Here is a 26,766-nt window from a genome sequence, read left to right on the forward strand (position 1 = left end):
TCTGCATATGATTACCGCATTTTAGCGTTTGCTAAAAGAATGAAGAACTGTTCTAAGCGACTGATCTCATTTTATAAAATACTGTCCAACGTTTATAAGATGCTGATCTTCATTTATAAATGACTAACCAACTTTTATAAAACGCTAACCGACAGTTATAACGGTCTCGGCCAGATTTATAAAGAAGTATCGGGGGAAGGTAAAGGAATGGATGATGGAAAAGAGGGCCGGTTTGCATTACGTATCTACCAAAAGGGAATAAAACAACATAAATCGAACAGCGTTATAAAGAGAAAATGCCTCACCGCTCTAAGCCTGCGCCCAAAATGATGCAGAACTATAGATGGCAAGGCGATTATGAGAAAATTCAACCGATTTCAACCCTGTGTACTGCGGGTGCTTCATATCAATACACCCGCCGAATAGGTGGTAAGTATTCGAATAAGTTCAATCGCTCCAGTAACTCATCATTCTCAATAATAATGAGTAGAAGCGTTTTGAAGTCGTTCTCTTGCATCCAAGTAGAAACGCGATGACTAAGAGAAGTCATTTTTCCGCCCTTATACAAGTACTTAACATCGCTCCACGCTTCAAAGTCATTATATTTTTCAAACAGCTTCACCAGTTTCTTTACACCCCACGGTTTACCACTTAAAGCGCTGGACATCACAACGTGCAGAGCAATTGACTTTTCATCTGCCAGAAAATCAGAAACGAGTCTATATATCTCGCAGATGACTTCAAAGTCTTCAAGGATAGACGAGGATTCCGATGAATCAGAACTTCTCAACATATGAAGTGACTTACCAAAAAAGCGATCCGGATAGCGTTTTGCTTCGTCTTCATCCAACATTGCAACTTCACTTCTAATTTTGCAGTAAAACGTATTCCTGTCGCACACTGCGGCAAAAGCCTCAATATCATTCGCTCTGCCTTTGTTCGACTTACCGTCGATTGGCCGAAGGCAGAAGTCTGTTAGCCATTCTCGAGCTTTTGCACTTGTAAGCGGTCGTACAATGACTGGGTATATCTCCCGTATGATCTCGATGTCGGTAAACGTCTTATTAAGGCTGAAGGTTAGCATATGCTTTCCCTCCAGCAGTCTCACTCCATTTCTTCCAAAACAACTCGACGTAATTAAACCCATTTTTATACTTTGGCCTAATAAACATTTTGTGATGATCATGATTGCCCTTTTGGGTGGCAATATTAATATTGCCTATCCCATTATTCTCTTTCTCGCCGTCGATGTGATTAGGGACGATAGGCCGACCGCTTCCAAGCGCAGAAAGAGCAAGTGATCCATAACCAAGCATTGCAATGATTTGATGGACTCTGGGAATAAAGTGGCCTCCCTCTTTACATTTAAAAAGGAGACTCTTGCGCCCTCCCGAACGCTTATAGCTGTTTAGTAAAAATTCACCCTTTTCCGGGTAGAATACGCCGTTTTCATACACTACACGATGTTCACCTGTTCTTTTGCGAATCAGAATGATTCTGTTCTCCTTGTACAAGCTCTCGTACATGTCGGCATTATAACGATATATTTCACCTTTATTAATTTCAACAAACAGAACATAGTTTTGAAAGATCATACGAACTACTCCTGGAAAAACAACACGTTTCGAATTGTTGAGCATGATCATATACTGTTGCTTTTTTGACAGCCCCTCTTGAAAGGGGATAATGGTGTCAATGGGAACTCTATCCTTCAGATCAGCCACTACTTCATATTCAGCAGACATTTAAGCTCCTCCTCACTTTTCTCTTGACTTTTTCTCTGTTTTTACGACTCGAAGATTCGAATCAACTCTCTAAGGCGATTCCGATGGATCGATAATCTCGCTGCGGCTTCGGTTGAATTGTAAGCACCGCTTTTATACTCGGTGTACACTTTGTAAAAGTCTGGCGGGAACGTTTGAATAGGTCGCCCAATCTTTTTCTGCCGAAGGGTAGTCAAACGTTCCTTTTCCTCAATAAATTCCTTAATGGCCAATAGTGTCTCGAACCCCTCATCAGAGATGACGCGCTGATTGTTGGACTCGAGAAGAACCAGTTCTACTTGAAATTCCCGGATTGTGCTTAAAAAATGACGTAATTCGGACACGGTATCAGCAACCTCTCTGAGATTACGAATTACCAAAGTGTCCGAATGATTGAGCTTGTCTAACGTCTCTTTAAGAGCGTTGCCGCCAGACTCCCCCAATTCATTAACAAGATCGATGAACAACTTTTCTGCATGAGAAACAACCTTAAACTCTTCGATATCTTGCTTGCGCCGACACCGAATGTACCCCAATCGTGCCATAACCGTTTTCTCCCCTCGTTGTTACATCCTGACCGTGTACCTAGCTTGCTTGCGAAGATTAAACTTCACATTGCCAATGCAGATATGCCATTCCCTGTCATACTCAATTCGGAATCGTATAAATGTGTTTGTGATAAAAATGCTGATACTGTCACCACAGTGAAGCGGGTAGTCCGAACCGTCGCCCAAATCAACAATCCAACGGTCAAGACCTGCATCATAACTCATAGAATTACCCATCGTAAGCATTCACCACCTCTCAGGGAGAATCGATCAACTTGCAAACTTGGACGCAATCACGCAGAACACCAGAACAATACCCATTGCAAAAGCAATTGATCTGCTGATCTGTCTAACGACAGTAGGTAATGATTCGTTCGTTGCGACCTCCAAACAAGTAATTCCGCAGGTAAAACTGAACAGAATAAGCGCAAACAGGAACAGATACAGCATTGCGATCAACTCCTCCATCTTTTCTCTTTTTAGAAAAACCTTTATTTTACTTTTTTACCAATAAAACTTTAACGGTTGTGTTTTGTTATAGCATGGGTTGCCCGTCAAAGCAACTAGTTTTTAGGCAACAATAAAAAGTTTTTACCCCCGCAGACCGACCGCCAAAAGCAACCGACAACGTGACAGCCGGAAAGCCACCTGTCAGACGAGGAGAGGGGGAGGGTAAGGGTTGAAGACCAGCCGAGGGGAGAGAACGCCCGTTCGGGCAAACGTAGAGGGCGTGACGAGAGAAGGGGACTAGGGCAGAAAACCCGGAGGGGTTAGAAAAGGCATAGGATAATAAAAATCCGAGCTACGGGAAGCGAACCCCGCTCGAATATCGTCAGGATTCGCTTAACTCATGATTTTTGAGGATGTGTACTTTTAGGAAAGATCGTGATGCTGCATTACGACATGGTTCGACAAACCAACACGGGGATTCAAGCGAAATCAAGCCGAAAAGTGTGTCTATACGTTAGGGTTGTGACAACATGCTGTCAGTAAGGCCGGTTTAAAGTAAGACGAGTGTTCTTGTGTGCATGTATCCCTGACTGAATTACGCGTACTCCGAGTTTAGTGTGATCAAGAAACATCAATCCAATTTCAAGGCAAGGAACCCCAAATCGGCTGGAATAAACCGATTCGGGGCGGTTGTTACTTTACGATTTATCGTGACTGGGGAGACTGGGTAGAGCGGGTTAATAACCTACTAAAGCGTATGGATGTACCTCCAACGACTATGAAGCAAGAAATCAGGTACAATAAAGTTTGTCCAAATATACTCCACTTGAACTTCTCCTTTCGATGATGAACTACTCTTGGGAATCGGACCTAAACTTGTCTTGTGCCAACGTGGTTTCATTAAAAAGTCGTAAATTTCATTATCTGTACCGCAAAGTATTATTTTCATATCAACTTCGTTAATCAGTCGAAGCATTTTTTCCTGTTCGGAGTCAGGAAATGGACTTTCATAGCAGTCTGCACCGACATAAGGAGGGTCGAGCAGAGTTAGAAAATCACTCCGATGACCAAATTTTCTAATGAAAAAATCATAGCTGCCACACTTTATGGTGATTCCTTGCAAAAAAGGTACAAATTCCAAGTAGCGCATCAGACTTCGATATGAGATTCCTTGCCTTGCATTTTCTTTGCAAAATGTTTGGCGATCTGCCGCCCTGCTAAATTCGGCTATCAGAATTGTGAGTGCCGCTGACTCGATTGGAGGAGTGAAGTTACTAAGTCTACGTTCTCTAGCTTGATGAAAAGCCTCTTCGGTTTGTATTTCACTTTGCAACCAGAAAGCCATATCCAGAGTCGCTTTTGCTGCTGTCATTTCCGTAAAACTTGTCATCAGATTCACAATACCAATATCTACGTCGTTGTAGACAAACTTCGATAGCGGAGGGAAATATCGTAGTTGAGGAATAAAAATGTTGCCACCACCAAATAAGTCTAAGAACCCTGTAATATTGTCTCGGCGGATAATATACCTGAGAAACGAAATGAAAAAGGGGAGAAGGCGACTTTTGCCGCCAATCGTCGGTAGTTTCTTGAGTGGTTTTGAACTAGGCATCAATTTTAACCTCCGATTCGTCAATGTAAAATACATAAGCATGACCAGCCTTACCGTCTTTGAACGTAACAGTCTGTCTTGACTCGAATGAACCGCTATAAAAACACCTCGCTCTTGCAAGACCTCAAAAACCCCGTTCAGCTTCTTCGTATTGCTAATTCCAAGCAGATCACGCAAATAGCTGGGGACAAAAGCCACAGTCTTGCGTCCAAACTTTTTAATGGACTTCTCATCATCAAGCGTAACGCCATGACTGTTTTCATCATCAAAGTCGTTTGTTATTCTAGAAGGGAAAACTGTCGGGTTATTATTTACATGCTCAACAATCGCACGGTAAAACACGTCTGCTTCCTCTTCTCTTAACTTGCGATGTGTATTGGATGCGATAAAACGGTCATAATCAGGATCAGATGTAACATAATTACCTTGACGCTTAAGGTTGTCAATATAAGCGATAAACAACTGATCAAAGTAAGGACTATAACGCCCTTTGTTCATCAGCTCGTTCGTTAACTGTTTGTATCTCTTAGAGTCATGAAAGTCAGACGGTAAACAAAAAATTGGATCTGTTCCTCCCCATTTGCTGGTGAGTTTCGCCACGAACACTTCACCATAATCCGGGTGATTCACGCGTAAAAGTTTTACATCCCAATCTTCCTCAACAACAGCTTTCTCAGATTTACCAAATCCATTTGCCATTATTGTTTCTCCTCTCGCATCTTTTTGACTTGCGAGATTAAGTGCACTGCCTCAAACACTTAATACAGAAATAAAAATAAAAAGGCCAAAATCAGCCCTTTTTAGTCCTTCTCGAAAAATTTTTTTGCCTTCTCAACTATCCAATACAGCCTCATTTCCAATATCTTGTAAATGGGGTTCTGACTCCAGAAGCAGACATCATAAAAGCTAACGCAGGAAACCAACATATGTATACCATTTGACCAAGCAACCACCAATCTAAAGCATAAATAAAGCGCCATACAGGATGGCGCATAGTAATATACTCCTGATTCATTTCAGAAACCATTACAAGAACGAATATTGATTTGGACATTCTCTTTCAAAGAGTGTCGGTCACCGAATTGGCAACCGACACTCGAGCATTTCTTACTGCACCGCTCCGAACGAATCCAAAACACTCACGTTGGAGACGATGAAGTTCACGCCTTTTTCGGCAAATTCGCCGGTCGACGAATCGGCCTTCATATGAGCGTCATTACGATTAGCCAGCTTGAAGTCCATCGTGACGAACCCCTGCTTACCGATGCTGAAGAATTGAGACTTATCGGACGGGACTTGCAGACCCTCGATCTCGAGCGGCACTTTGTCCGTATACGTTACCAGCGGCAACGCAAACGTCGTGATGTACTCTCGAACGACGAGCTGCGTGGTGTCCTCCGAATACCAACCTTGTCCGACCTGAAGATCGTTTGTACCCCGCACCGCATTCCCCAGTGTGGTGACCAACGATTCGCTTAATGCTGCACCGCCATTTTTCTCGAAGTTGGCGAATACGTTATCGTCGCTGAGGATTTTCATGTTGACCAGAGCGGTCTTTAAATCGGGATTTATGCGATCAAGTTGACGAATACCATCCACCCCGACGAGTTTACCTCCGCGAATTTCGAGCGTATGGACGACCTGGGATGTGGAAGTCTCCGTAGCCGATACATTGGAAGTGACTGCGCCGAATTCCTTGCCCCCGATCTTTAATCTGCCATCGACCGTAAGAGGTATCGACCATTTGCCGTCGCCGCCCTTCGTACCGTATTGACTTAGGAACCCCTGATTGATCTCGTCCGTGTTATATGTGCCGGATGGATTCCATACTTTATTCAAGGCAGAACTGCTGATATCCAGCGCAAAGTTCCTGATCTTCAAGTCGCCATCGGATTTGCCGCTGACCGTTACCGCAGAGTCCTTATAGATGACCTGTTTGCCGTTCGCGCGTAGCGATGCCGCCAATTGTTTCGCGCCAGCTTCTGTTGCGGTTGATACCCCCGTGACCTCGGGGCTTACCTTGACGTTGTCGAACTGTACCATGCTGAAGCTGACCGGCTTGATCTCCCGCAACTTGTCTCCGGCTGCAAACGCCACGCTGGTATTGCCCGAAGTATCGGAGTAGGCGTACAACACTTCTGGATCAACATTGGAGGTTTTCTCGCTCTGCTTCGTCTGCCAGAACAAGCCATTCTCCGACTGCGATTGGGCGCTGAACGTTGGGAGCGTGCTATCGTCCTTCGGCACGTAACGCCTGAACATCACTTTAGTACGATAATCAGCAGTACGATACGACGGAGTAGCTTCCCCTGACCAGCGATATGGCGTACAGCCAAGCAAATTACAGGAGTAACGCGTTTCACTGTACGTATAGCGGTCTGCCGGACTTTTGATGCCATACTGGAACAAAGACTGCATATACATGGTCGTCCATTCCTCCACCGCGCCGATGCTTGCGGCAGTAATTCGACCATCAAACAGGTTAAAGTTGTTGACCCACGACGCCAACTTGATGTTCGACACCGAACTGTTATCCCGGATCGCCAGCAGGTCGCCAGCCAAGTTGAAGGAAGCCGAGGACGAATAAGGCGTTACCGATCTGATCGGTATATCATTCACCAGTTTCGCCTTGCTCATGGCCCATTTTACATTGCTCAAGTCGGGATCGATCAGTCGGAACATTGTGCTGCCAGAAGGCGACAGGCTGGGACTGATAAACGTCTGAATCGGCATGGAGAGAGCGAATCTCGCCGTGTTCACGCCTTTGTCCGCGATATTTCCCCAATATTGAGAAAGTCGCCATTGCGAAACCTCGAACCCCGATACGATAGGTTCGGGACTATCCTCGACCACTTTAACGAACAGCGTCAACTTCGCATTGGAATAGATGGGTTTGCCGTTTTCCTTGACGCCTTTATATTTGTTCTCCGTTGAAGATAACGGGTCGCCGTCACCGCCTAGATAGAAATGCAGTTTGTCAGGCTCAGGAGTGTCCCAACCCAATTCGATCTCCCAACTGTTAGACTCGGTAGACACCGGAATCGATACTGTCCCGTCTTTACCCGTAGCACGTTTGGTCATCTCCGATTTGTTAATGTTCTCGTTATCTTTTTTGTCGATTAACGAGAAACGGGCTTTGGTATCGGGAACCAGATCGTAGGTTTTCCCTTCGTGCTCGACCGCCATGCTGCCTCGGATCACTTGTTCCTCCGCGTTTTTCGCAATATCCCACAAATAACGTTTGCTGTCTTCCGTCCAGCCTTTCACCGGCTCGGTAAAGGTAACGCCTGTCGGAGTGCCGTTGCGGTCAACGACTTCGACGTTCAACTCGGCGTCAATGGCTGGTTGGTTGTTCATTTCTTTCCCACTGCCATATCCCCAAGGCTGGAACCCCCATCCGCCGAACGGGTTGACCTTGTATTCAGCGGATACCGGGACGCTCTCGCTGGAAGGCTGCAACGTTTTGGCGTAATAATCCCGTGCATAGGAACGGAACGTGAACGGGAGATTCCCGTTTTCCTTGTACGGAGAACGATCCGCATCCGCGGCGGATGATGCACCCCCGAGGGCGACTGCTTCGGCTTGACGCAATGCAGACAAACTTTGAACCGTACTGTCATTAGGCCGGGCCGTCTGGCGAACCCACAAGTACCAATCGACCGCATTTTGCATCGGCATGAACGCATATTCCCGATCCAATGCGCTGCGACCGTCCCGAACACTGATTCCAACAACCGTTTGCAAGCTGAGAATCACTTTGTTTTGGTTAAAGGCTTCTTGCATACGCGATTCAAAATCGTCGTATGCCTGGCCCGACAGAATACCGCGCTCTTTGATTAAGTCCAGATATCCCTTGAACATTAGGCTGGCCGCAATCTGAGAGTCCATTTTATCCTCGTCGCTCAAGCCGGAGTTGTTCTGGTCGGCTACATAATCCGTCAGCAATTTACGGAATGTTTCACCTGCCACTTGCTCCGTTCCTGTGCCGGACATGGAACGATTCGGATTGCCGGGAGCCATCTGATACAATGCTCTTTCAACAAGCTTCACAAAGAAGTTATCGGAACCCACAATCGTCGAGTTCTCGTGATTGGCATAAGGCAACGTGCGTTTCAACAGATCTTCTCGAGAACCCCCCGGAGCACTGTCAGGATACAATAGATTGTCGCCGTACAACGTTTTTACCCTGCTGCTAGAGCCGCTGCGTTCAAACGTCACTAACCCTGAACCCGGCTTGGTGAACAAATCATGCGAAGTCTTGTTCGGGGCCATGTAGAACATCATCGAGTCGTTATTGAAGTTGAATCCGTTCTGCATATCCGATTCAGTTGCGTCTGCCGACAACACCTGATCATCATCGATCAGGAAACCAACTTGTAAAACCGCCACCGAATCGGAAGTTTGGAACGTTCCGGCTGGTGTCGAAGAATAACTGCCGCCTGTCGCCGGGGGAGTGCCGCCTACATTGGCTTCGCTCGAAGCTGCCTGAACCCCCGAAGGAGCGACGAATGAAAAAGTCGATGTTACCAATGCCAGCACTAGAATAATACTCAGGCTGGAACGGGTAAGTGCAGAATTTGTACGTTTCCTTTTATATAGAAGGAACGATACTCCGCCAGCGAACACGAATGCACAAAGGAAGAACGCCAACCAAAGATACGGTAGCGCATCTCCCGTTTTTGGACTCGACGCTCCGGCTCCGGTTGCGATACCGGCTCCCAATACCACTTTGGTAATGGGGGAACCTGCATCGATAGCGGCGGTCATGATTTCGCCCGTATCGTTGTCCTTGATCATAAATGACTCGCCTGGCGTTACGGCGAATGTTTCCGATTTATGGCCTCGGTAGGATTTATCCGCCACCGCCGCGACATTCATGATCGAGAAGTTGTAGTCGTTGCCGCCTTTGCTGATCTCCAGTTGATGCTTCGGTGTTAGGTCGATACTGAAGTTGGCCTTACCCCCTGAAACGACTAAGGTATCGGAATTGGCCTTCGCCGCGGCGTATTTGCTATCGACCGTTACCTTGTAAGTGCCATCGGTCACGCCTTCAATGGTCTTGCTGTTCAGGTTCAGCGGATAAATGCTCGATACCCCATCGGAGGAAGTGAGGGTGACATCAACCCCTGACCATGCTTGGCTTATATCAACGTTACGCTTCGTCGAAAGATAGACACTAATCGAACCCGATTTTGCAATCGGCTGTTCAAAGACGACAGGGAACACGACTGTGCTGGCCGATGTGCCGGAAAGGATAGATGCGGGCAAACTGATTTCGGCCTTTCCGTTTGCTCCATCTTTGACGGTTCTTCCGGCAGACGAGACGAGGAACTTCCAAGTGAGCTTGTCCTTGTCGATCCAGACCATGCCATTGGCATCGGAAGTAAAAGACAATGTGCCTTTGCCTTCCAGCAACTTGATCTCGACAGAAACATTTTTGAGCAAGGCGCTGGAAGTGTCCTTAAGGAGCAGTCCGACCAGCTTGGGGTTGGTCTGCATCGCCGCTCCGAACGGATGAAGCTTGGTTCCCGTCAAATCACGAATGGTTCGCTCTTCTTGATTGCCTTCTGAATAATCGAACGTGCGAATAGTGAAAGGAAAGTGGGTGCCAACCTTCACATTGAAATCATGTCGCATCACACTGCCATCCGCTTCGGGGACATCATCGCTGAAAGTCAGCGTTTCGATTACCCCGTCAGCTTTCCCGAGAACCAGCGCCAGACGATCTCCGAGTCGATAGCCCGGATGATTAAAGACGAGCCGATAGCGGTTCGTTTTGTGGTCGAAGTTCTGGCTGTTGCCTGTGGCTGTACTGATGAGCTTATTATCCTGAGCCGACCACAATTCAAACGAAAATTCCGGGATGTAATCCGAACCCCATCCCGCAGGTGCGAACACATCGACATACAGACCGTCTGTTACGGAGCGGTCGGAGCGGTCGACTGCGACCGGAGCGGACGTTGTGGGCGATGTGGTCTCTGTGGTGGCAGTGGGAAGACTGGGTAGACCGGATAGGGACTCTGAACCCCCGGCTCCACTAGCCGCTACAACTTGCGAATCGACCGAACCGTTACCGGCTGTCGATTCCGCGGCGAATACGGATGTGGCGAACAACGAGAAAAGTAAGACCGTTGCTGCCAGACTGCTGATGAATCTTTGCATTCTGCTTTCCTCCTGTAAACTTTGGTTTGCACCTGTAATGTTTGGCTTCGTCGGTGCTTGATGAAAGTACATTCGCTCCGAATTCCACTGCATTCTCGAAAAAATATCTTAGTAAATAATCCCGAATATTCACAGGTGTACCCACAGTTTGTTTGCACGAATAAAAAGAGCGATACCGCACAGGTATCACTCTGGTTGTGAAACGAGATATTCAGTCCAAGCCGTATTTCCATCACTAAACGGCTTGGTTAATGTTTAAGGGTGATCTTGGAGCCATCGGTTGGCTGAACGTAAATGAAGAAGTCTTTTTCCCACTGATCGAAATTTGGCAGTCTCTGCAGACTAGTCAAGTTGTACCATTTGCCGTTTATCATGATTGCGGACTCCGCATGTCCTTCCGGGCCGTAGATCATTGTATTGTACCCCAAGACATCGAATACAGCGGAATCGACTTGTGAAATGGATTCGCATCCACGATTCAACTCGATCAGCGCTTGGTAGGCTGAAAACGGTGCTTCGCCAATATCTTTTGCCTTCCCCACCAGTTGTGTGGAAAGAATCCGTGCTTTGATGATTTTTACAATCTCTTCTTTGCTCACGCCGTCTGCCATCAGTTCTCCATAAAGCTGTTCGGCATAATATAACCCCTTATTTCGCTCCGAACGATCACTTTTGTCACCAGACCACCGCGCACCATTCATGTACTCGGTCAGATACTGTTCCTCTTGCGAAATGTCGACTTTATCCAATCCTGCAACGGCTTTATCGACGATCTTCATGACCGTATCATATTGCGACTGATTTAAGCTGCCGTAATCATGTCGACCGTAACGAACGGTACGTTTCTCGAAATTGCGGTACTCAATGAATTTTCCATCCATGTCGACGATTCGTATTTGTTCAGCAGGTAAGATCGTACCTGTCGTAACCGGCTCTTGGACAGTGCCGGTATTTTCAGAACCCCGGACAGCACTTTCGATAAAAACTGTATACGTTGCGCCATCCCACCTGACCGTTCCGCCTAATGATTCACTCACGAAACGGAGCGGTACCATCGTGCTGCCGTTTACCTTCTGTGACGGAATGGCCAATTTTACAGTTTTTCCGTTTACTGTGGCTTCGCTCTGGCCGACCGTAAGTCTGATCGTCGTACTTCCTTTTGTAGCGGTGACGGTCTCGGTTGCGCCGTTCCAATCGACATTAGCACCTAATGTCTCGAATATGCCCCGAAGCGGAACAAGTACACTTCCATTCATCATGATCGGCGGCTGCGGGTAGTTCTGCACCACATTATCGATCACGACAACGGGATCTTTCTTTTGGACAGATGCGATCATGACTTTGCTTTTCCCGGAAGGGGCAGTTGAAGTCCCGTCCAATCGGTCTTTGATCCGGTTTATTTGCGACACGATGGTGTTGCTCTGCCCTCGAAGCGTAGACAACCCGTCGCCGCCTTGGATAGTTACAACGATTTTTGTGTTCGTAAGGGCTGTTCGCAAACTTTCTCCCTGAAAAGCAAAGCCTCCGTCCATCTTCTCTTCGATGGCCGACAAACTATCGATCACCTGAGTCACAGTTTCAATGCTCCAGCCGCTTTCTTTCAGGGCGGCAACCGCTTTGTTCAGGTTGGAAACATAGGTGTCTTCATCGTAAACATACGTCTCGTATCCGCTGGAGATGGTTTGCTGTTGCGCGGTGGTGATTGGAGAAGATAAGGAAGGGGAGGAAGGAGCCGCAAGTGCAGAACCCCCTCCGAGGACTAACTGGCCGACTAGTGCGGTAGTCATGAGAACCCCATTTACGACAAGTGCGAACGCCCGCTTGGCTGGCTTGCTGCGCGTATAGACTGAGTTCATCTGAACCTTGACATGACCGAGTGTTTGCTTTGCTGGCTTCTTGTTCATCGGAATTGACCTCCTTTGCGAATTGGCTTTCCAGACCACTTGTTGTATTCGCACTCTGTTCGTAGGTCAACAAAGATATTTCTGCCTTCAAAACAATTTCAGCATTGATCGGCTACATGAAATTTAGACTTCCGACAGGCAGTTCATGCCCATGCACCGAGTTCCTTTAATTGCTCGATCTTCCGCCGATGCCAATCGACTTCCAAAACATCTGATCGATCAAACCCAAACTCTGTCTGCGTGTAATAAAACAACGGCTGTGAGAATATCAAGACAGGTATTTCTCTTCCGCCAACACTTTCACGAATTGTTCGAATCACCTGCAATTCAATAGTGTCGGAAGGGAAACAGACAACATTATTCAACAACTTTTTGGGCTTTATCAGATCGTCGCCTTGGAAATGGAATTCCCTAATCGACGTTAACGTAAGGCGGTCTCCATCTAGTTTCCAACGAAATGTATGAAAGGAATCGTACTCTGCCGCGCTAAACCAAAAGTAATAACCACTGAAGTCTGCCATTAAGCTAATGGCATCATCTTCCCATGCGATATGATAGAGTGAACCACCTGTCCAATAGCCGACTATCCCTGGCATTCAATTAACCTCGCTTTCTTCTAGGCTTATACGAGGTCACATCATGTCGCTGAACAGGCAATTGATGTATAACAGAATAGTCGCTGATCGGATTATGTCCCACATACAATTTACTCAAGTTGATGAGATGCACCAATGGCGAAATATCTTCAATCTGGTTATGTCTCACATCCAAATAGTCCAAGTGCCAACGATCCCTGGCAATGAACGATAAGTGACTCAGCCGATTGTATCTGAGCGTTAAAGAATAGAGTGGCAGATCCAAAACCGAACTGAAGTCCGATATTTGATTGTGAGACAAGTCCAACTCAGCAAGCCATTTTAAGTCTGCTAGTGGGGTGATATCCTGAATACCACAATGCTCCAGTCGGACAAACTCGAGCTTGTGGCTCCATAAGAAAGGATCATCTGATAGGGAAGCGAGTTCCTCTTGTTTTATTGACAATTCTCGAAAAATCTCTAAGTCGTGAAGTGAAGCTCTTTTAATAAACAGGGAGCGCAAATTTATTAGCTCCGATAGAAATGACCAATCCTTATTGCGGGTGCCAACAACATGCAATTCATTGAGTTCCTTGAAATTGCTGAGGAAAGTAAGGTCGGTTGTCTTTGCATACAGATACAACGCCTTCAAGCGATTGAAATGTTTCAAATCCGCTTCCCACATCCTGTTAACCGAAGCCCGAACATTGAACCTTATGCTCGGTTTGAATACTTGAAACCCCGACCCCACAATTGCCCGTGGAACTTGCTCATGTTCCTCCGCTGCCGAGTAGATCAACAATCCTCGCAACTGAGCGATGTCTTTAGACGTTAGAGGTTCATCCGTAACCTCCAACTCATGCCGTACCGCATTTTCAAAACCTTTGTCCTGAAACTCGATAATCTCCATATTAATCCTCCTGACTTTATCCTTTTACCGCATTAAACAATCGGTGTAATATGTTACCTCTTTTATGAGTAATTGGGAAGATCATCTAATAGGGGTTTGAAAATAATTCTGAAGAAGAGACACTTAGGGGTGAGTAGTAGAGCGTAGCATTGGAAAATCTCTGAATTTCCGAGCGGGAGTCGATAATAACTTGATCTAAAAAGAAGAAGGTGCCAGATTTATGGCACCCTCCGTGATCACCGCTTTGACTTGTAAAATTCATGATATAACTTCATCAACGCACGTTTCTCGATGCGTGAAACATAAGACCGAGATATGCCTAACTCTTTTGCAATTTCGCGTTGCGTTCTTTCTTCACCGCCATTTTCTAATCCGAAGCGGGCAACAACAACTTCCTTTTCCCGCTCGTCGAGAATATCAAGATTCCGGTAAATCTTTGATTTTTCAATTTTTAGTTGCACTTTTTCAATAACATCATCAGGCTCTGTGCCGAGAATATCAATTAAAGAAATTTCGTTGCCTTCCTTATCCGTCCCAATGGGATCATGAAGGGAAACATCCTTTCGGGTCTTCTTTTTGGAACGCAAATGCATAAGAATTTCATTTTCTATACACCTTGCGGCGAAAGTCGCCAGTTTCGTTCCCTTATCAGGTGAGAAAGACTCAATGGCTTTAATAAGGCCAATTGTGCCTATGGATATGAGATCTTCCAAATCCTCATTTGTGTTATCGAACTTTTTAACCACATGGGCAACTAAACGTAGGTTATGCTCGATGAGAATATTTCGGGATGTTTGATTCCCCTCGGCAAGCAACTTTAAGTGTCTGGTTTCTTCCTCTTCTTGAAGAGGTTGTGGAAATGCGTTGTTTTTAACATAAGAAACCAATAGCGATAGCTCTTTTATGAATAAAGCAATTGTCGCAAAAAAACCTGTGATCATTTGGCCACCTCCACGCTGTTGTTATTTTACTTAGGAAAAAGCGGGGTGGTGACCAAAGCAAAATTTTTACCCCCACGAAAAGCTGATAGAACTAAGGGTGAAGCTTGATGATCGTATTACCTTTGCCCGACCGCACAAGCAAAACACGCTCAGAAAAGATGACTATTTTACGTTGGAGTTTGTTTATAACGTCTTGACGATATGGGCCACTAACCGCAAATTATGCTCAATTAGTAAATTACGAGAATGCGCGTTTCCTTCCTGCATCAATCTCAGATGCTTGATTTCCTCCTCTTCCGCAAGAGGCTGGGGGAAGGCGTTGTTCTTGACATAAGAGACAAGAAGCATCAGTTGCTTAATGAATAACCCGATAGCTGAGAACAGTCCAAGCACTTCTGTCACCCCTTCTGAAGAGTTAGTATCAGTGTATGTGGGCATGTGCCCATCAGTGCCTGTACCGGGTAAAAATACTAGCTCTCCAGAAAAACAAAGAAGCGAACCACCGGCACACACGATGTCAGGCGGTTCGCTACTTTTCATCAACTTTACAATATTTCCCTGATTACCTTGCATTTCTTCAGCGTAATCCTTATGACCTTTGCGCATGTTTTGCTTTTTTTGCGGCGCTTCTTCTTTAATAAAGGCTTTATTTTTCGGAGTCGTTTGAGATGAACGTTTCTCCGGCGTTTTTTGCTCTTCACTCGCTTTTTGATCCTTATCGTGCGCCCTTGAGGACCTCGAGGACCTCGAGGACCTTGCGGCCCTTGTGAGCCTTGCGGGCCTTGCGTGCCTTGCAGGCCTTGCGGTCCCTCCCCGCCCGGCAGCCCTTGTTCTCCCGCCGCCCCTTGAGGACCTGCAGGGCCCCGCGGTCCAGGCGGCCCTTGCCCGATATCGCCAAGCTTGACGACAAACGCAACCGATGAATCCAACGGGGACTGTTGAAATGCACCCGGCGTCAACGGAAAATTGTCCGAACCCGTGAATCCCGTCGCATAAGCATTGCCCGCCGCATCCACCGCAATCCCCTGTCCGCGATCATCGCTCCCTCCGCCAAGGTAGGAGGAGAACAGCAGCGTAGATCCCGTCAGACTGAACCGCGTCAAGAACGCGTCCGGCGTTTCTCCCGGCAAGTCCTCATTGTACGTATCCTGAAACGCACCCGGGGTTGTTGGAAAATCGGTGGAATTCGTCAATCCCGTAACGTTCGCATTCCCAAACGGGTCAACTGCAATCGCATTGCATTGATCGTCACCGTTGCCGCCCAAGAACGACGAGTAGACAAGAGCGGAGCCCGCCGCATTCAATTTGGTCACGAAGCCGGTCGAGGATGCGTCGATATTAGGTTCGAAGGAATCCGGAGTAGTCGGAAAATCGCTGGAGCCGGTCGCTCCACAAATATAAGCGTTTCCCGAGGCGTCTACATCGATTCCAAACGCCGTGTCGAAGGTGGCGCCCCCTAGAAAGGTGGAATAGATCAACCCTGTTCCCGTCGCGTTGAACTTGGTGACGAATGCGTCCCTCAAGCCATTGTAAGTCGTATCAAATGAACCTGGTATGATCGGCATGTCGACGGAATCCGTTTGTCCCGTGATATAAGCGTTACCGGCTGCATCAATCGCAATCCCTTGCCCGAACTCTTCGGCGCTTCCGCCGAAGTAAGTGCAATAGATCAAATCCGTGCCGGTCGGATTCAGCTTCGCCACAAAAGCGTCCTGCGTACCTCTCAGCATGCCTTGAAAAGCCCCTGGCGTCGCGGGAAGATCCGAAGATTCGGTAGAACCTACAATATAAGCATTGCCTGCGGCATCGACAACGATGTCCCTTGCACCCTCCACGCCGGAACCGCCGAAATAGGTGGAGTAAACGAGCGACGAGCCGGAAGGGTCCACTTTCGTCACGAACGCATCCGCTGCACCGGTCATACCGGCAAGCTCCGGTTGATATGCCCCGGGTGTCACCGGAAAATCGGTCGAAACCGTCAAGCCCGTGACATAAGCGCTGCCCGCTCCGTCTACGGCAATCCCAAATCCCTCATCGCCATTTGACCCGCCTAAATATGCACAATATACAAGGGCGGTTCCTTCCGGATTAAGCTTCGCTACAAATGCATCTTCCTCCCCCCCCTGGAAGTCCGTCTCGAACGACCCCGGCGTCGTCGGGAAGCTGTTCGACCGAGTAAACCCGGTCACATAGGCGCTGCCGGTCGAATCCACGGCTACCGCAAATCCTTGGGTATTCCCTCCCGCCCCTCCGAGATAGGTAGAATAGATCAGGATCGGGTCGATCACCACAGGCAGCATGGGGTCATATGGACCCGTCAGCTCAAATCCGACCTTCTTTCGCCCGCTCGCTTCGCTATGAATAACGAATCGGCAGTCGATAGGAATCCGGGCCCCATCACGTTCCTGATAAGCCTCGGGACGTGTATCCTTCAACGTGCCTAGAGGCGTATCGATCAAGAGGCTGCCGGCCTCATCCAAGCGGATATCCTCCGCTCCCTCATAACTGAACCCGATATGCTCGGCTGCAGCGCCGGGCTCCAGCACCACATCGTATTTCAGGCGGCCCTTCTCGCCTTGGAAAATCACATCGATGCCCGGCCATACACGGCGGTAACGGATCTCACGGTACATCGGCACATGACGAATCCATCGTTCCGGATCGCTGCCCTTTAGGTAGTGGATGTTCCCCTCCTCTTCCCCATCTCCTTCCGGCACGGGGTCCGGATTCCCATCAACGAAGCGCAACGCTACATTGCAGCCTTTGACACTGCCTTTGTTCCGATCCCGGGAAGCTGACGATTCATATAAGGTAAACAACACTTCCTCCGAGGCAAAAGCACATCGAAACCCGCTGCCGCTCGTGAAGTACAGCTGCCGGCTATCGATTTGCCCCCGGTTCCGGATGAAAGACACCGGCAATTGTCCAAAGCTGGTCAGCAGAGACTTCTTGGCTTCGTCTGCTGATTTCATTGCAACGACCAGAGTGATCACTCGCCTTTCAAGGATGTTGGTACACCTTATTCACTCTGTTCCAAGCAGGAGTAAACGAATATCTCCAGTCGCCAAAAATAGGCAAGAAACCGACCTCTCCGGTACCCGGAACGGTCGGTTTCTTCAAGAATCGTACTAGGCTCGCCTATTTAAAAAACCAGCGCACAATATACGAAGCAAGCGACAGAACGACGCTAATGACAATACAAGTGACAATCGGAAAATAAAATGTGAAACTTCCTTTCGAAATCTGAATATCGCCGGGCAAACGGCCAAGGCTGATAAATCGGCCCAGTAATGCCCAAATCAAGCCGATCACAATGAAGAGTACGCCGACTCCGATTAACAATTTGGGAATGGGATTCATCCGGGATCAACTCCTTGCCTGCAATCAGATAGCGGACTTGCAGCCGCCGCGGGACTTTAGGGCTTCAGCCGGAAGCGGGAATGCAATCTATAAACCGCTCCAGGGTCCCGTCAAAAGGAAATTCATTATTGCGGATTCTTCTCTGCAAGTCCGACAGCTCCTGCCTTGCCCGTTCGATCAATGGCTCGGGATAAGCATATGCGATGGCATGACGCTCAAATTCATCCTCATCGACGACTTTCCACTCCCCGTTCCTCTGAACGAGATCCAGATCCAAATCGATAAACGAAACTATGTCATCTTGAATCCGGGCGGGCATATTGATATTGCAATAATACTGCTTTATGCTCCCGCCTGCCACGTCGACGTCGGCACTGACCGTAAACCATAAGTCCGATGAGAAAAACTCAATCGTCCAATTTTCAACCGTAAACACCTTTTGCTTCGTGTAATGCTGCAATTGCCTTCCATACTCGCCCAACACGATTACATATGAATCCATTCTTTCTAACAGCTTCGTATTCCATTCATAATGAGGGCGATTTCCGTACTTCTGCGCTTGGATCGTAACCGTAGGTCTATTCATAACTCATCTCCGCAGTATTATAGAAACAGCTCGAGCTGCTTGACGTCTTCCAGTCTTTCCAGAGATGCCGGGTCATGGTCGCGGAAATAGGCATGGTTAATTTCCTTGTCCTTCGTCATGATAAGCTTGCTGCCGCTGGCCGCCTGGCGCAGCCTGCAGCTGAACACGACCGGGAAGTAATCCTTCAGAAATTTCCCTTCGGCATGGGCCGTCATGGCAATGATTTGGAAGCCGAGCTGCTCGGCGATGAAAAATACCGGACTTAGCACGTGGTCGCTGGACGCTTTGCCGAACGGATTGTCGAGAATGACGGTCCGGTGCCGCTTCATGTGGGCCTGGATATGCTGCCGTTTCTCCGCTACGTAGTTTAATAGCCCAAGGAACAAAGACATATTTTTGCTCCATTTCTCGCCGCCCGACCAGTTGTTCGACTGCTCCCACGAGAAGGATGCCTTCGTCACGTTGTTCTCGTTCGTCACCTTGCGGCACGACACCTTCATCGGCCGGTCCTGCAGAACGACCTGCAGCAGCTGCTTCGTATCCAGCCATTTTTCGATATCTTTGCGCACGGTCGTACCCAGCTCCTGGCCGCTATCGTCCTTATATTTGTCCTTATCGAGCTCGTCCAGCACCCATTCCAGATGGCGGCGCAAGAGGCTCTTCGCCTCCGGCTCCTCCCACTCGGGAATATGGAACGAGAAGATCGGCTTCCACTGCTCCTCAACCTTGACTCGCGTCTTGTTCGGAATATCGCGCAGCTCGGAGGCAATCAGCTTGAGGTGGCTGTGAACGTGCACGATGTACTGCTCCAGCTGCTGGTTGTGCGTGCGCATCGTCTCTTCCGCAATATGGTTCACCCGTTCGATCCGGCTGTGCATCGTTCGCTGGAACGCCGCGATATCCGCATACGTTTCCTTCTGCTCGACACCCTGCTCGGCCATCTCCCGCAGCTTGACGTCTTTAATGTGCTTGCGGCAGTAATCGATGAACGAGCTCCTCGCCCGTTTGGCCGATTTTTCTTCGCTCTGCATCGCTTCATGATCGGCCGAGAGCTTGCGGAGAGCTTTACGGACATGCTTCATCCGGTCATTGGAAACATCGCTCTTCTCCTCCGGCGTCAGCGTCCGAGCTGCGATCAGCGGATTCTCGAAGCCGTGCATCAGCTTGTGTGGAGTCAACTCCCGAATCGTCTCGTCGATGAGGGCGAGCTGCTCCTGCAGGCGCGCATACATCCGCGTTAGGCCCGCCTGCTCCTCCTGCAGCCGCTTATCCTCCGTCCTCACTTGGTCTTCGACTGCGGACAGCGCCTCGAAGAAGACGATCGGCTGCCGGCCTTCGTGTTCTTCCGCATACCGCTCCGTCATGAGCTTTACCCGCGCCGACTGCTCGCCGAACCCATCGCGGATTTTGCGGAATTCCGCCCGCTCCTTGACGAGCCGCTCCTCGAGCTCCTTCCGCTCCTTCAGCAGCCCGCTCAGCTGCTCTTCACCCGAAGCGGGGAACTCCAGCGCTTCATCCAGCATGAGCTCGCTATGCTCTTGCCGCAGCTTGTCCAGCTCTTTCTCGAGCTGCGCTTTATTCTCCTTTGCGGCCAGCCTGCTCTGCTCGAGCTGCTGGCGGCTCTGCGAGATACGGTTCAGCTTCAGATGCAGGTCGCGCCGTTCGAGCTTCAGCCAGTCCAGACTGTGCTCCGCAAACGCCGGTTCGGCGTCCCGCACTTCGGCATACAGCTCCTGGCTGAGCAAGCTAGCCTTCTCCACCTTTAGCTCCTGGAGACGCCGTTCATAAGCGGCCGCCGTGCTCATTGCATGCTCGGCGGCCCGCTTGCGGCTATCGATCTCGCTCTCCAGCGCCGCCGCCTGCTCCTGAAGCTGCTCGGCGGCAAAGCGCAGCGCCTGAATCTCCTTGCCATGCTCGAGATACTGGTGCCCCTTCTCGATCCGCTGCTGCAGCTGGACCATCTCTTCCTTCTGCTCGGCGATGAGCTTCCGATTATGCTCCAGCTCGCGTTCCGACTGACGGATCGCATTCCGGAATCCCTCGGCCTGTTCCTCCAGCTGACGCACGAGCTCGCGCTTCAGTCCCGCCTGCCTTTCCAGCTCCTGCACGGCATCAAGCGGATAGGCGGCAATGAAGCGGCGCAGAGCCCCCTCCATGTCGGAGGCCGCCTTCCATTCCCGTTCCTTCGCTTTGCGTGCCTCCCGCACCGCTTCGCCGCGCTCGTAGATCGCCCGCTTCCACTCGGCGAAACGCTGGGCATCCGCATTGTCGCGCCACAGCTTCGGCTCGACCCAAGCGGAGTCATCGGCGGATGCGGGCGTGTCCAGCTCGGCAAGCCGGGATGCCTCGCGCAGCGAAATGATTTGAATCGGCGCCTGCAGCTCCTCTTCATGCTGCCGCAGCTTGGCCGCTAGCCGGCCGACCTCCTCTTCCGACGTGATCAAGGTTGCCGCCCAGAACGGATGCACGGCGGAAGCCTGCCCCGCAAGTCCGGCGCTTTGCAAATACTGGATGCCGGACTCCAGCAGCGTGAACTGGTCTTTCCACTTCGCGAGCAGCCCGGCCACGTACGAATCGGCGAAGAACGCATCCATCCCCGCATAATCGTCGATATGGCGGAAAGCGAGCCGCTCCTTCTGCAGCTGCGCTTCCTTCTCCCGGCTTAGCTTCTCCACATCGTCGCCGAGCTCGCCCTCAATGGTGCCCAGCTTGTCATAGACGGAATTGCAGCTCCCCCACGCAGGCCGGTAAGCCGCCAGCTCCGCCAGCAGCGCTTGATGCGCAGCCTTGCACGCTTCCAGCTTCTTCTCCGTGTCCGCACGCTCAGCATACTCCGCCTTGAGACGCTCGCCCGCCTGCTCCAGCTCGGCGCCGTTCTCTTCCTTCGCTGCGGCAAGCTGGCTGTTCTTCTGGACAAGCGCCGCATTGCCGTCATCCAGCTGCCGATACCGCTCGATCCACACGGACATGCTGCCTTCGATCGTTTCGGTACCGGAAGTCCCCAGCACACTGCGGCGAATGCTTTCGCAATCCCGCTCCCGCGCCTCGATTGTCGAGGCATGGGAGGCGATGCGCCGGTTCGTTTCGTTCAGCTTGCCGGACAGCTCCCGAAGCGCGGCTTCTTCCTGCTGTAGCCGCTCCTTTTGAGCGTCCAGCTCCGGCTCAAGCCGCTCCTCCTCCGCCTGCCACTCCCGCTCGAGCGCCAGCAGCAAGCTGCGGATTTGGCCGCTGTTGCTCGCCCAAGCCGCCTCCAGCTCGCTCTCCTCCTGCGTGCTGCCGAGCCGCTCCAGCTCCTGCTGCACATACTTCAGCCGCTCGTCGGCCTGCTTCCACTGCCGCTTGTAATCGGCAAGCCGCAGTGAATAGTACTGCTGCCTCGCCGTCCTCTCCCGCGCCTCAGTGCGTTCCGCGTCTTCTTCGGCCCGCTTCAGCTTGGTCTCCAGCGCGTCCAGCTCCTGCCGCTGCCTCGCGATCAGCAGCGAATCGCGCTTCTGCGCATGCTGCTTCAGCTTGCGCTCGCACTCGTCCATCGCCGCTCGCAGCTCGGCCAGCTTCGCCGCTTCCTCTTCCTTCTGCTCGCCGGCCAGCAGCCAATACGCCTTCGCCTGCGCGCGGGAGGCTTCATAGGCCTGAAGCTTCTCGTCGAGCCTAGCGTATTCGCGGACGTAGCGGTCCAGCTCCGTCAAGATTTTCCGGTTCTCCTCGATCTTCTCTTTCAGTTCCTTATACTTGCGGAAGCTGTCCCGATGCGACTCGAACGTATCGGCGAATTCGCCGTGCGAATAGCCGGACATCGCGTCCTCCACGGTCGGAATGAGCAGACGGTCGAACAGCTGTCCCGTCGTCCGGCACTCATCGAAGAAGCTTTCCACGCCGCCCTCCGAGCTGTTGATCTTGGCGATCCGCTCCCATTCCGAAGCGATGATGTGATAGTCCTTCTCCAGCAGCAGCTTGTACTCCTTGATCGTTCCCGGCATTCTGGCGTTCACCCGCTTCTGCGCCATACCTTGATAGTAGTCGCAGATTTCGCCTTTGTCGGCGGCGCGCGGCTTGCCCCCGCTGATCTTCGCAAACGGGATGTGGTCGATCGAATCCGGGTCCAGCGCGGGGTAATCGTACATATAGCGGTAAGAATCGAGCCCGGTTGCCGTCAGAAACAAGCTAATGCAGGTGACGACATAGCGGCGCGGCCGCTCGTTCAGGATCCACTCGATCGCGATATGAGCGGGGCCATTTTCCAGACTGAGGGTGTCCTTCAGCTTCCGTCCGGCCAAATCGCCATGGGGCAGCACCGCCTGCATCGCCGTTTGAATGAACACGGTTTTGCCGCCGCCGTTCTCCAGCAGGATCGCCCCGTTATGCCCGTCGAACTGGAACAGCTCGTCGTTGTACCGCTTGTTGCCGCCTTCGTAGACGACGTTCGTGAACCGGATTTTAGATATCGCCGGCATCGCGGACCGCCTCCTCTTCGCCTTGATCGAATTGATAGAGGAACTCCAGTATGCCGCGGTTATACTCCAGCTCCATGAAATAGCGCTGCACAATCATTTTTGCCTTCTCGGTCAACGTAATTTCGTGATTGCCGATATCCGCCGCGAGCTCCTGAGCGATCAGGAAGCGGCGGACCGTATCCATAAAGCTGACCCGGCTGATCGTATTGCCGCTCTGCCGCGCCGCCGTTTCTTTAATATCGTCCATGCCCTCCCACCTCTCGATGAGGGACATCCAATTATAGGAAAATTCTTTCTCCATCGCCCGCAGCTCGGCTTCCGGATGGCGCCGGAGCATGGCGATCCTTTCGTTCACCAGCGCCGTCCATTCGTCAAGGCCGATAAAGCTGCGCGTCGGCTCCATCGTCTGGTAGCTGTCGTAGAACGAGCCGATCAGCACGATGATGCTGACATACATCAAATACAAGTCGGCGTTCAGGGCGTTCGCCCGCAAATATCCGCGCTTGATCGTCTCGTTGCTGACATGGAAGGGCGACAGCCGCGTCTCCGGAATCATGTACAGCCGGTCGCCGGCGATGATCGTCACGCATTCGACCTCCCGGGCGAACTGATCCGTCAGTCCCCGCACTTCGTCGTCCAGCATATACTCCTGCAGCTGTTCTTTGCCGACGGCGCCTTCGCGGGCCAGCAGCGTATAGAGGCGAAAAGCTTTCATCACTGTTGCGTTCTCATGCGCCATTCCCGAAGTCTCCCCATGACACTTCCATATTTTGAATCGTAAATCGGCCGTTTACGGCAATGTGGTCTTTTTGCTCAAGCACGACAAGCGTGCGATCCCCGAGCAGCGCATACATCTCCTCCAGACGGGTGCTCTGCCCTTCCCCGGTTTTCATGTCACTGTCTCCGGCCCGATGCGGGCTCCTCTGATGCAGGTAAATCCAGAAATCGTAAAAAGCCCGCTCCTCCAGCAGCTTGGCATATTCGCCGTCCCGGATCGCTTCGATATACTGCCGCAGATCGGCCGTGCCCCTCTCTTCCAGCAGCTTCACCAGCCGCTCCATCAACAGCATGTACAGCTTCTGCCGGACAGCCTGATAGCGAAGCTCCGTGCCGTCTTCGTCAATTTCCAGGAAATTATCGTCCCGCTCCCGTCCGTCCTCGTCCTCCTGGATGTTCTGCTCGGCCCATACGGACAGCAGCGACCATTGCTTCTTCTCTTCTATGGAAAGGAACGGCGCGAGCACCCCCTTCATACTTTCCAGAGGCAGCGGCGTGCTGAAGATCAGTGAGGCGATATCCTGGTCAAAATTAAACGAGTCCAGCCCCGTATAGTACAGCGACTCCTGAGCGGCGCCGAGCGCCTGCGTCTTCAGCGTCATGCTTTGCTGGAACAGCCCCGCATGCTCGCCGTGAACCTTCTCCAGCTCGTTCGAAATGCGCAAAATCAGCTCATACGGACGCTGGTCCGTCTGCCGGACCGTCTCCGCATGGACGCGGTCTTTCGTTTCCTTGACGAACTGGCGGAGTTCCTCGAACTCTTCATTTTCCAGCTGCAGCCGGACGTAAATATCCTCCAGCAACCCTTTGTAGCGCGCGAACGTTTCCTCCGATACGATGTTGCGCTTCAGCTCGTGCTCCAGCTTGAACATCCGCTCCTGCAGCGTCTCCACGTCCACCCGCATCTCGTTGATTTGCCGCAGCGCCCCTTCGAACTCGCCCTTCTCCAGCTGCTTGCGCAGCACGAGCTGGTGAATCGACAGCTGAAACTCCATATAAAATTCCTTCGTCGCAAAGATGAGCTCGAGCCCGTCATCGTCCAGTGTATAATACTGTGTGTTCGTGTGCAGATCGAAGGCATTCGCTTTCAAAATCGATATATACACTTGATCGGCCTGTCCCGTCTCCCAATTGAAAAACGAAAAATCCCGCTTCTTCCCCGTCGCCGGCCGAAACGTCTGGATCAGCCCCCGGGCCAAATCCTCGAACCCCGCATCGTCCAAATCGATGTAAATGCCGGCCACCTTCATTAGAAAGCGGGCTAAATCTTTCACGCCTGTCTTGTTGTTGCGAATCAGCTTTTGCTCGAAAAAATATTGCAGCGTGAGAAGACCCAGCTCCATCAGATCGATCGGTTGGTTTTGCCGGTCCGTCAGCCGCTTGCGCCTAAGCTCGAACAGAGGGTCGAACAGCGCAAGCTTGGACATTCGGTCCCGAAAGCCGGGAACGATATGGTTAATGTCTAAGAAGTCCATGCCGTGTGCCTCCAAATATCGCAAAGCTCTTGGGTTTGCAGGATTTCCATGCGCAGCCCTATGAATCTCGTTATGTATATGTTCCCGCAAATAGCTTCAACCATAAACGATACTCCCGTCAGCCGGCAAAATATATGACCATTATAGCAGAGATTCGCTGCGGGTTAAGTTGGGAAAATCGTGGAAGCCGTAACGTGAACGCCCGCGACAAACAGCCATACTGTTCGTCAGCATGGCTGTAAACTCGCAACAGTCAATTGCCGCTGCAAATCTTCCAATCGATCAGAAACCGGATGATTTTGCGAAAATGCCCCCCGCTCACCTGATGGCCGTTAAACGGATACATTTGGATTTGTTTAGGGGCGTTTACGCGGTTGTAGACGGCGAATACCGTTTCCGGCGGGCATACCGGATCTTTGAAGCCGACCGAGAAGAATACCGGCTTCGTTAGCCTGTCGCATAAATGGACCATATCGAAATAGCTGAGTGTCGACAGCACCGCGCCCAAGTGCTCGGGATGACGGGAAACGAAGTCCGCCGCTTCGGACAGCGAGCCGGTGGAGTGACTGATTCCGTAGTCCATATGGCACATATTCGGGATGTCCGCAATCGTCGCCGCGGGAATATCGCTCAAGGCCGATGCGATCAGGGCGAGCCCTCCGCCCTGGCTTACGCCGGCAGCGATAACCCTGGCCGGGTCGACCTCCGGCTGCTTGGCCGCCCACTCCAGCGCCTTGCAAGCATCGACCGCGATCGCCCGATAGTAGCTCTGCTCCGGGTCCAGCAAGCCTTGCGTAATCCAGCCTTTGGACATGCCGTAATGCTGAGGCAGAAGGTTGCCGGTTTCTCCGCCCTGTCCGCGCACGTCGACGGCGAACACGGCAAACCCCATCAGCAGCCAATCCGCGTACTGCTCCGGGATGTTCTTGCTGCCCGTATACCCGTGGAAAATGACCGTGCACGGCAGCCGCTCTTCTTGAACGAAGGCGGGCACGATGAACGTGCCGTGAATCGGCGTTTCGTCATACCCTTCATACACAACCTTGGAAATCTTCATGTATGGCGAGAGCGACTCGCTCTGTTCAACCTTGCTGCTCAGCGGCCTGCCGCGTGCCATAAGCAGCGTTCTCTCCCAATATTCATCCAAATCATCCGGTGCCGTACTTTCCGCTCTGTACAGCTGCAGCTCCGCAATACGTTTGTCGATCGCATTCATCGTATCATGATCCTCCGCCCTATACCGTTTACCATG

17 protein-coding genes and 1 pseudogene are annotated in these 26,766 nt (G+C 50.7%); all 18 read right to left on the reverse strand.

From position 1 onward, the window contains the following. Nucleotides 1-406: 406 nt before the first annotated feature. The 18 genes and pseudogenes from ACFFK0_RS08385 to ACFFK0_RS08470 all read right to left on the reverse strand — a co-directional run bounded on the left by ACFFK0_RS08385 (nt 407) and on the right by ACFFK0_RS08470 (nt 26,730). Entirely contained in the window at nt 407-1,084 is a 678-nt protein-coding gene (locus ACFFK0_RS08385; RefSeq protein WP_377469657.1) for a hypothetical protein, read from the reverse strand. Then, nucleotides 1,065-1,745 (reverse strand): hypothetical protein, encoded by a 681-nt coding sequence (locus tag ACFFK0_RS08390; protein WP_377469658.1) that lies wholly within the window; start codon nt 1,743-1,745, stop codon nt 1,065-1,067. Before ACFFK0_RS08390 ends, ACFFK0_RS08385 begins: the two co-directional genes overlap by 20 nt. Before the next feature lie 41 nt (nt 1,746-1,786). Then, a complete protein-coding gene (locus ACFFK0_RS08395; protein WP_377469659.1) occupies nt 1,787-2,308 on the reverse strand; it encodes a hypothetical protein in 522 nt (173 codons plus the stop codon). 21 nt (nt 2,309-2,329) lie between these two features. Further along, nucleotides 2,330-2,557: a DUF5348 domain-containing protein gene (locus tag ACFFK0_RS08400; protein ID WP_377469660.1), complete on the reverse strand. Its 228-nt coding sequence runs from the start codon at nt 2,555-2,557 to the stop codon at nt 2,330-2,332. A 952-nt stretch (nt 2,558-3,509) separates the two neighbouring features. After that, nucleotides 3,510-5,072 (reverse strand): DNA adenine methylase, encoded by a 1,563-nt coding sequence (locus ACFFK0_RS08405; RefSeq protein ID WP_377469661.1) that lies wholly within the window; start codon nt 5,070-5,072, stop codon nt 3,510-3,512. A 408-nt stretch (nt 5,073-5,480) separates the two neighbouring features. Continuing rightward, on the reverse strand, nt 5,481-10,535 hold the full coding sequence (locus ACFFK0_RS08410; RefSeq protein WP_377469662.1) for a hypothetical protein: 5,055 nt from the start codon (nt 10,533-10,535) through the stop codon (nt 5,481-5,483). A 248-nt stretch (nt 10,536-10,783) separates the two neighbouring features. Further along, nucleotides 10,784-12,439, reverse strand: a complete 1,656-nt coding sequence (locus tag ACFFK0_RS08415) for a copper amine oxidase N-terminal domain-containing protein (protein WP_377469663.1) — start codon at nt 12,437-12,439, stop codon at nt 10,784-10,786. A 143-nt stretch (nt 12,440-12,582) separates the two neighbouring features. Beyond that, nucleotides 12,583-13,035 (reverse strand): hypothetical protein, encoded by a 453-nt coding sequence (locus ACFFK0_RS08420; RefSeq protein ID WP_377469664.1) that lies wholly within the window; start codon nt 13,033-13,035, stop codon nt 12,583-12,585. A 4-nt stretch (nt 13,036-13,039) separates the two neighbouring features. Beyond that, a complete protein-coding gene (locus tag ACFFK0_RS08425; RefSeq protein ID WP_377469665.1) occupies nt 13,040-13,924 on the reverse strand; it encodes a leucine-rich repeat domain-containing protein in 885 nt (294 codons plus the stop codon). A 236-nt stretch (nt 13,925-14,160) separates the two neighbouring features. After that, nucleotides 14,161-14,865: an RNA polymerase sporulation sigma factor SigK gene (gene sigK, locus ACFFK0_RS08430; protein ID WP_377469666.1), complete on the reverse strand. Its 705-nt coding sequence runs from the start codon at nt 14,863-14,865 to the stop codon at nt 14,161-14,163. Nucleotides 14,866-15,057: 192 nt separating this feature from the next. Further along, nucleotides 15,058-15,258 (reverse strand): annotated as a pseudogene (locus ACFFK0_RS08435) (RNA polymerase subunit sigma-70); the annotation flags it as partial. 152 nt (nt 15,259-15,410) lie between these two features. After that, nucleotides 15,411-17,837 carry a DUF7948 domain-containing protein gene (locus ACFFK0_RS08440; RefSeq protein WP_377469667.1) on the reverse strand — a complete coding sequence of 809 codons (2,427 nt, stop codon included), beginning with the start codon at nt 17,835-17,837 and terminating at the stop codon, nt 15,411-15,413. 166 nt (nt 17,838-18,003) lie between these two features. Continuing rightward, nucleotides 18,004-18,225 carry a DUF2905 domain-containing protein gene (locus tag ACFFK0_RS08445; RefSeq protein WP_377469668.1) on the reverse strand — a complete coding sequence of 74 codons (222 nt, stop codon included), beginning with the start codon at nt 18,223-18,225 and terminating at the stop codon, nt 18,004-18,006. Nucleotides 18,226-18,289: 64 nt separating this feature from the next. Beyond that, nucleotides 18,290-18,811 carry a DUF402 domain-containing protein gene (locus ACFFK0_RS08450; RefSeq protein WP_377469669.1) on the reverse strand — a complete coding sequence of 174 codons (522 nt, stop codon included), beginning with the start codon at nt 18,809-18,811 and terminating at the stop codon, nt 18,290-18,292. Nucleotides 18,812-18,828: 17 nt separating this feature from the next. Continuing rightward, complete coding sequence (locus ACFFK0_RS08455; RefSeq protein WP_377469670.1) at nt 18,829-23,262, reverse strand: chromosome segregation ATPase; 4,434 nt, start codon at nt 23,260-23,262, stop codon at nt 18,829-18,831. Further along, a complete protein-coding gene (locus ACFFK0_RS08460; protein ID WP_377469671.1) occupies nt 23,246-24,001 on the reverse strand; it encodes a DUF6063 family protein in 756 nt (251 codons plus the stop codon). The genes ACFFK0_RS08455 and ACFFK0_RS08460 overlap by 17 nt, the downstream gene beginning before the upstream one ends. Next, a complete protein-coding gene (locus tag ACFFK0_RS08465; protein WP_377469672.1) occupies nt 23,991-25,514 on the reverse strand; it encodes a replicative DNA helicase in 1,524 nt (507 codons plus the stop codon). The genes ACFFK0_RS08460 and ACFFK0_RS08465 overlap by 11 nt, the downstream gene beginning before the upstream one ends. Before the next feature lie 253 nt (nt 25,515-25,767). Continuing rightward, nucleotides 25,768-26,730 (reverse strand): acetylxylan esterase, encoded by a 963-nt coding sequence (locus ACFFK0_RS08470; protein ID WP_377469673.1) that lies wholly within the window; start codon nt 26,728-26,730, stop codon nt 25,768-25,770. Between the last annotated feature and the right edge of the window lie 36 nt (nt 26,731-26,766).

Origin of the sequence: Paenibacillus chartarius (assembly GCF_042432825.1) — a bacterium.
In the GTDB taxonomy this organism is placed as follows: Bacteria; Bacillota; Bacilli; order Paenibacillales; family NBRC-103111; genus Gordoniibacillus; species Gordoniibacillus chartarius.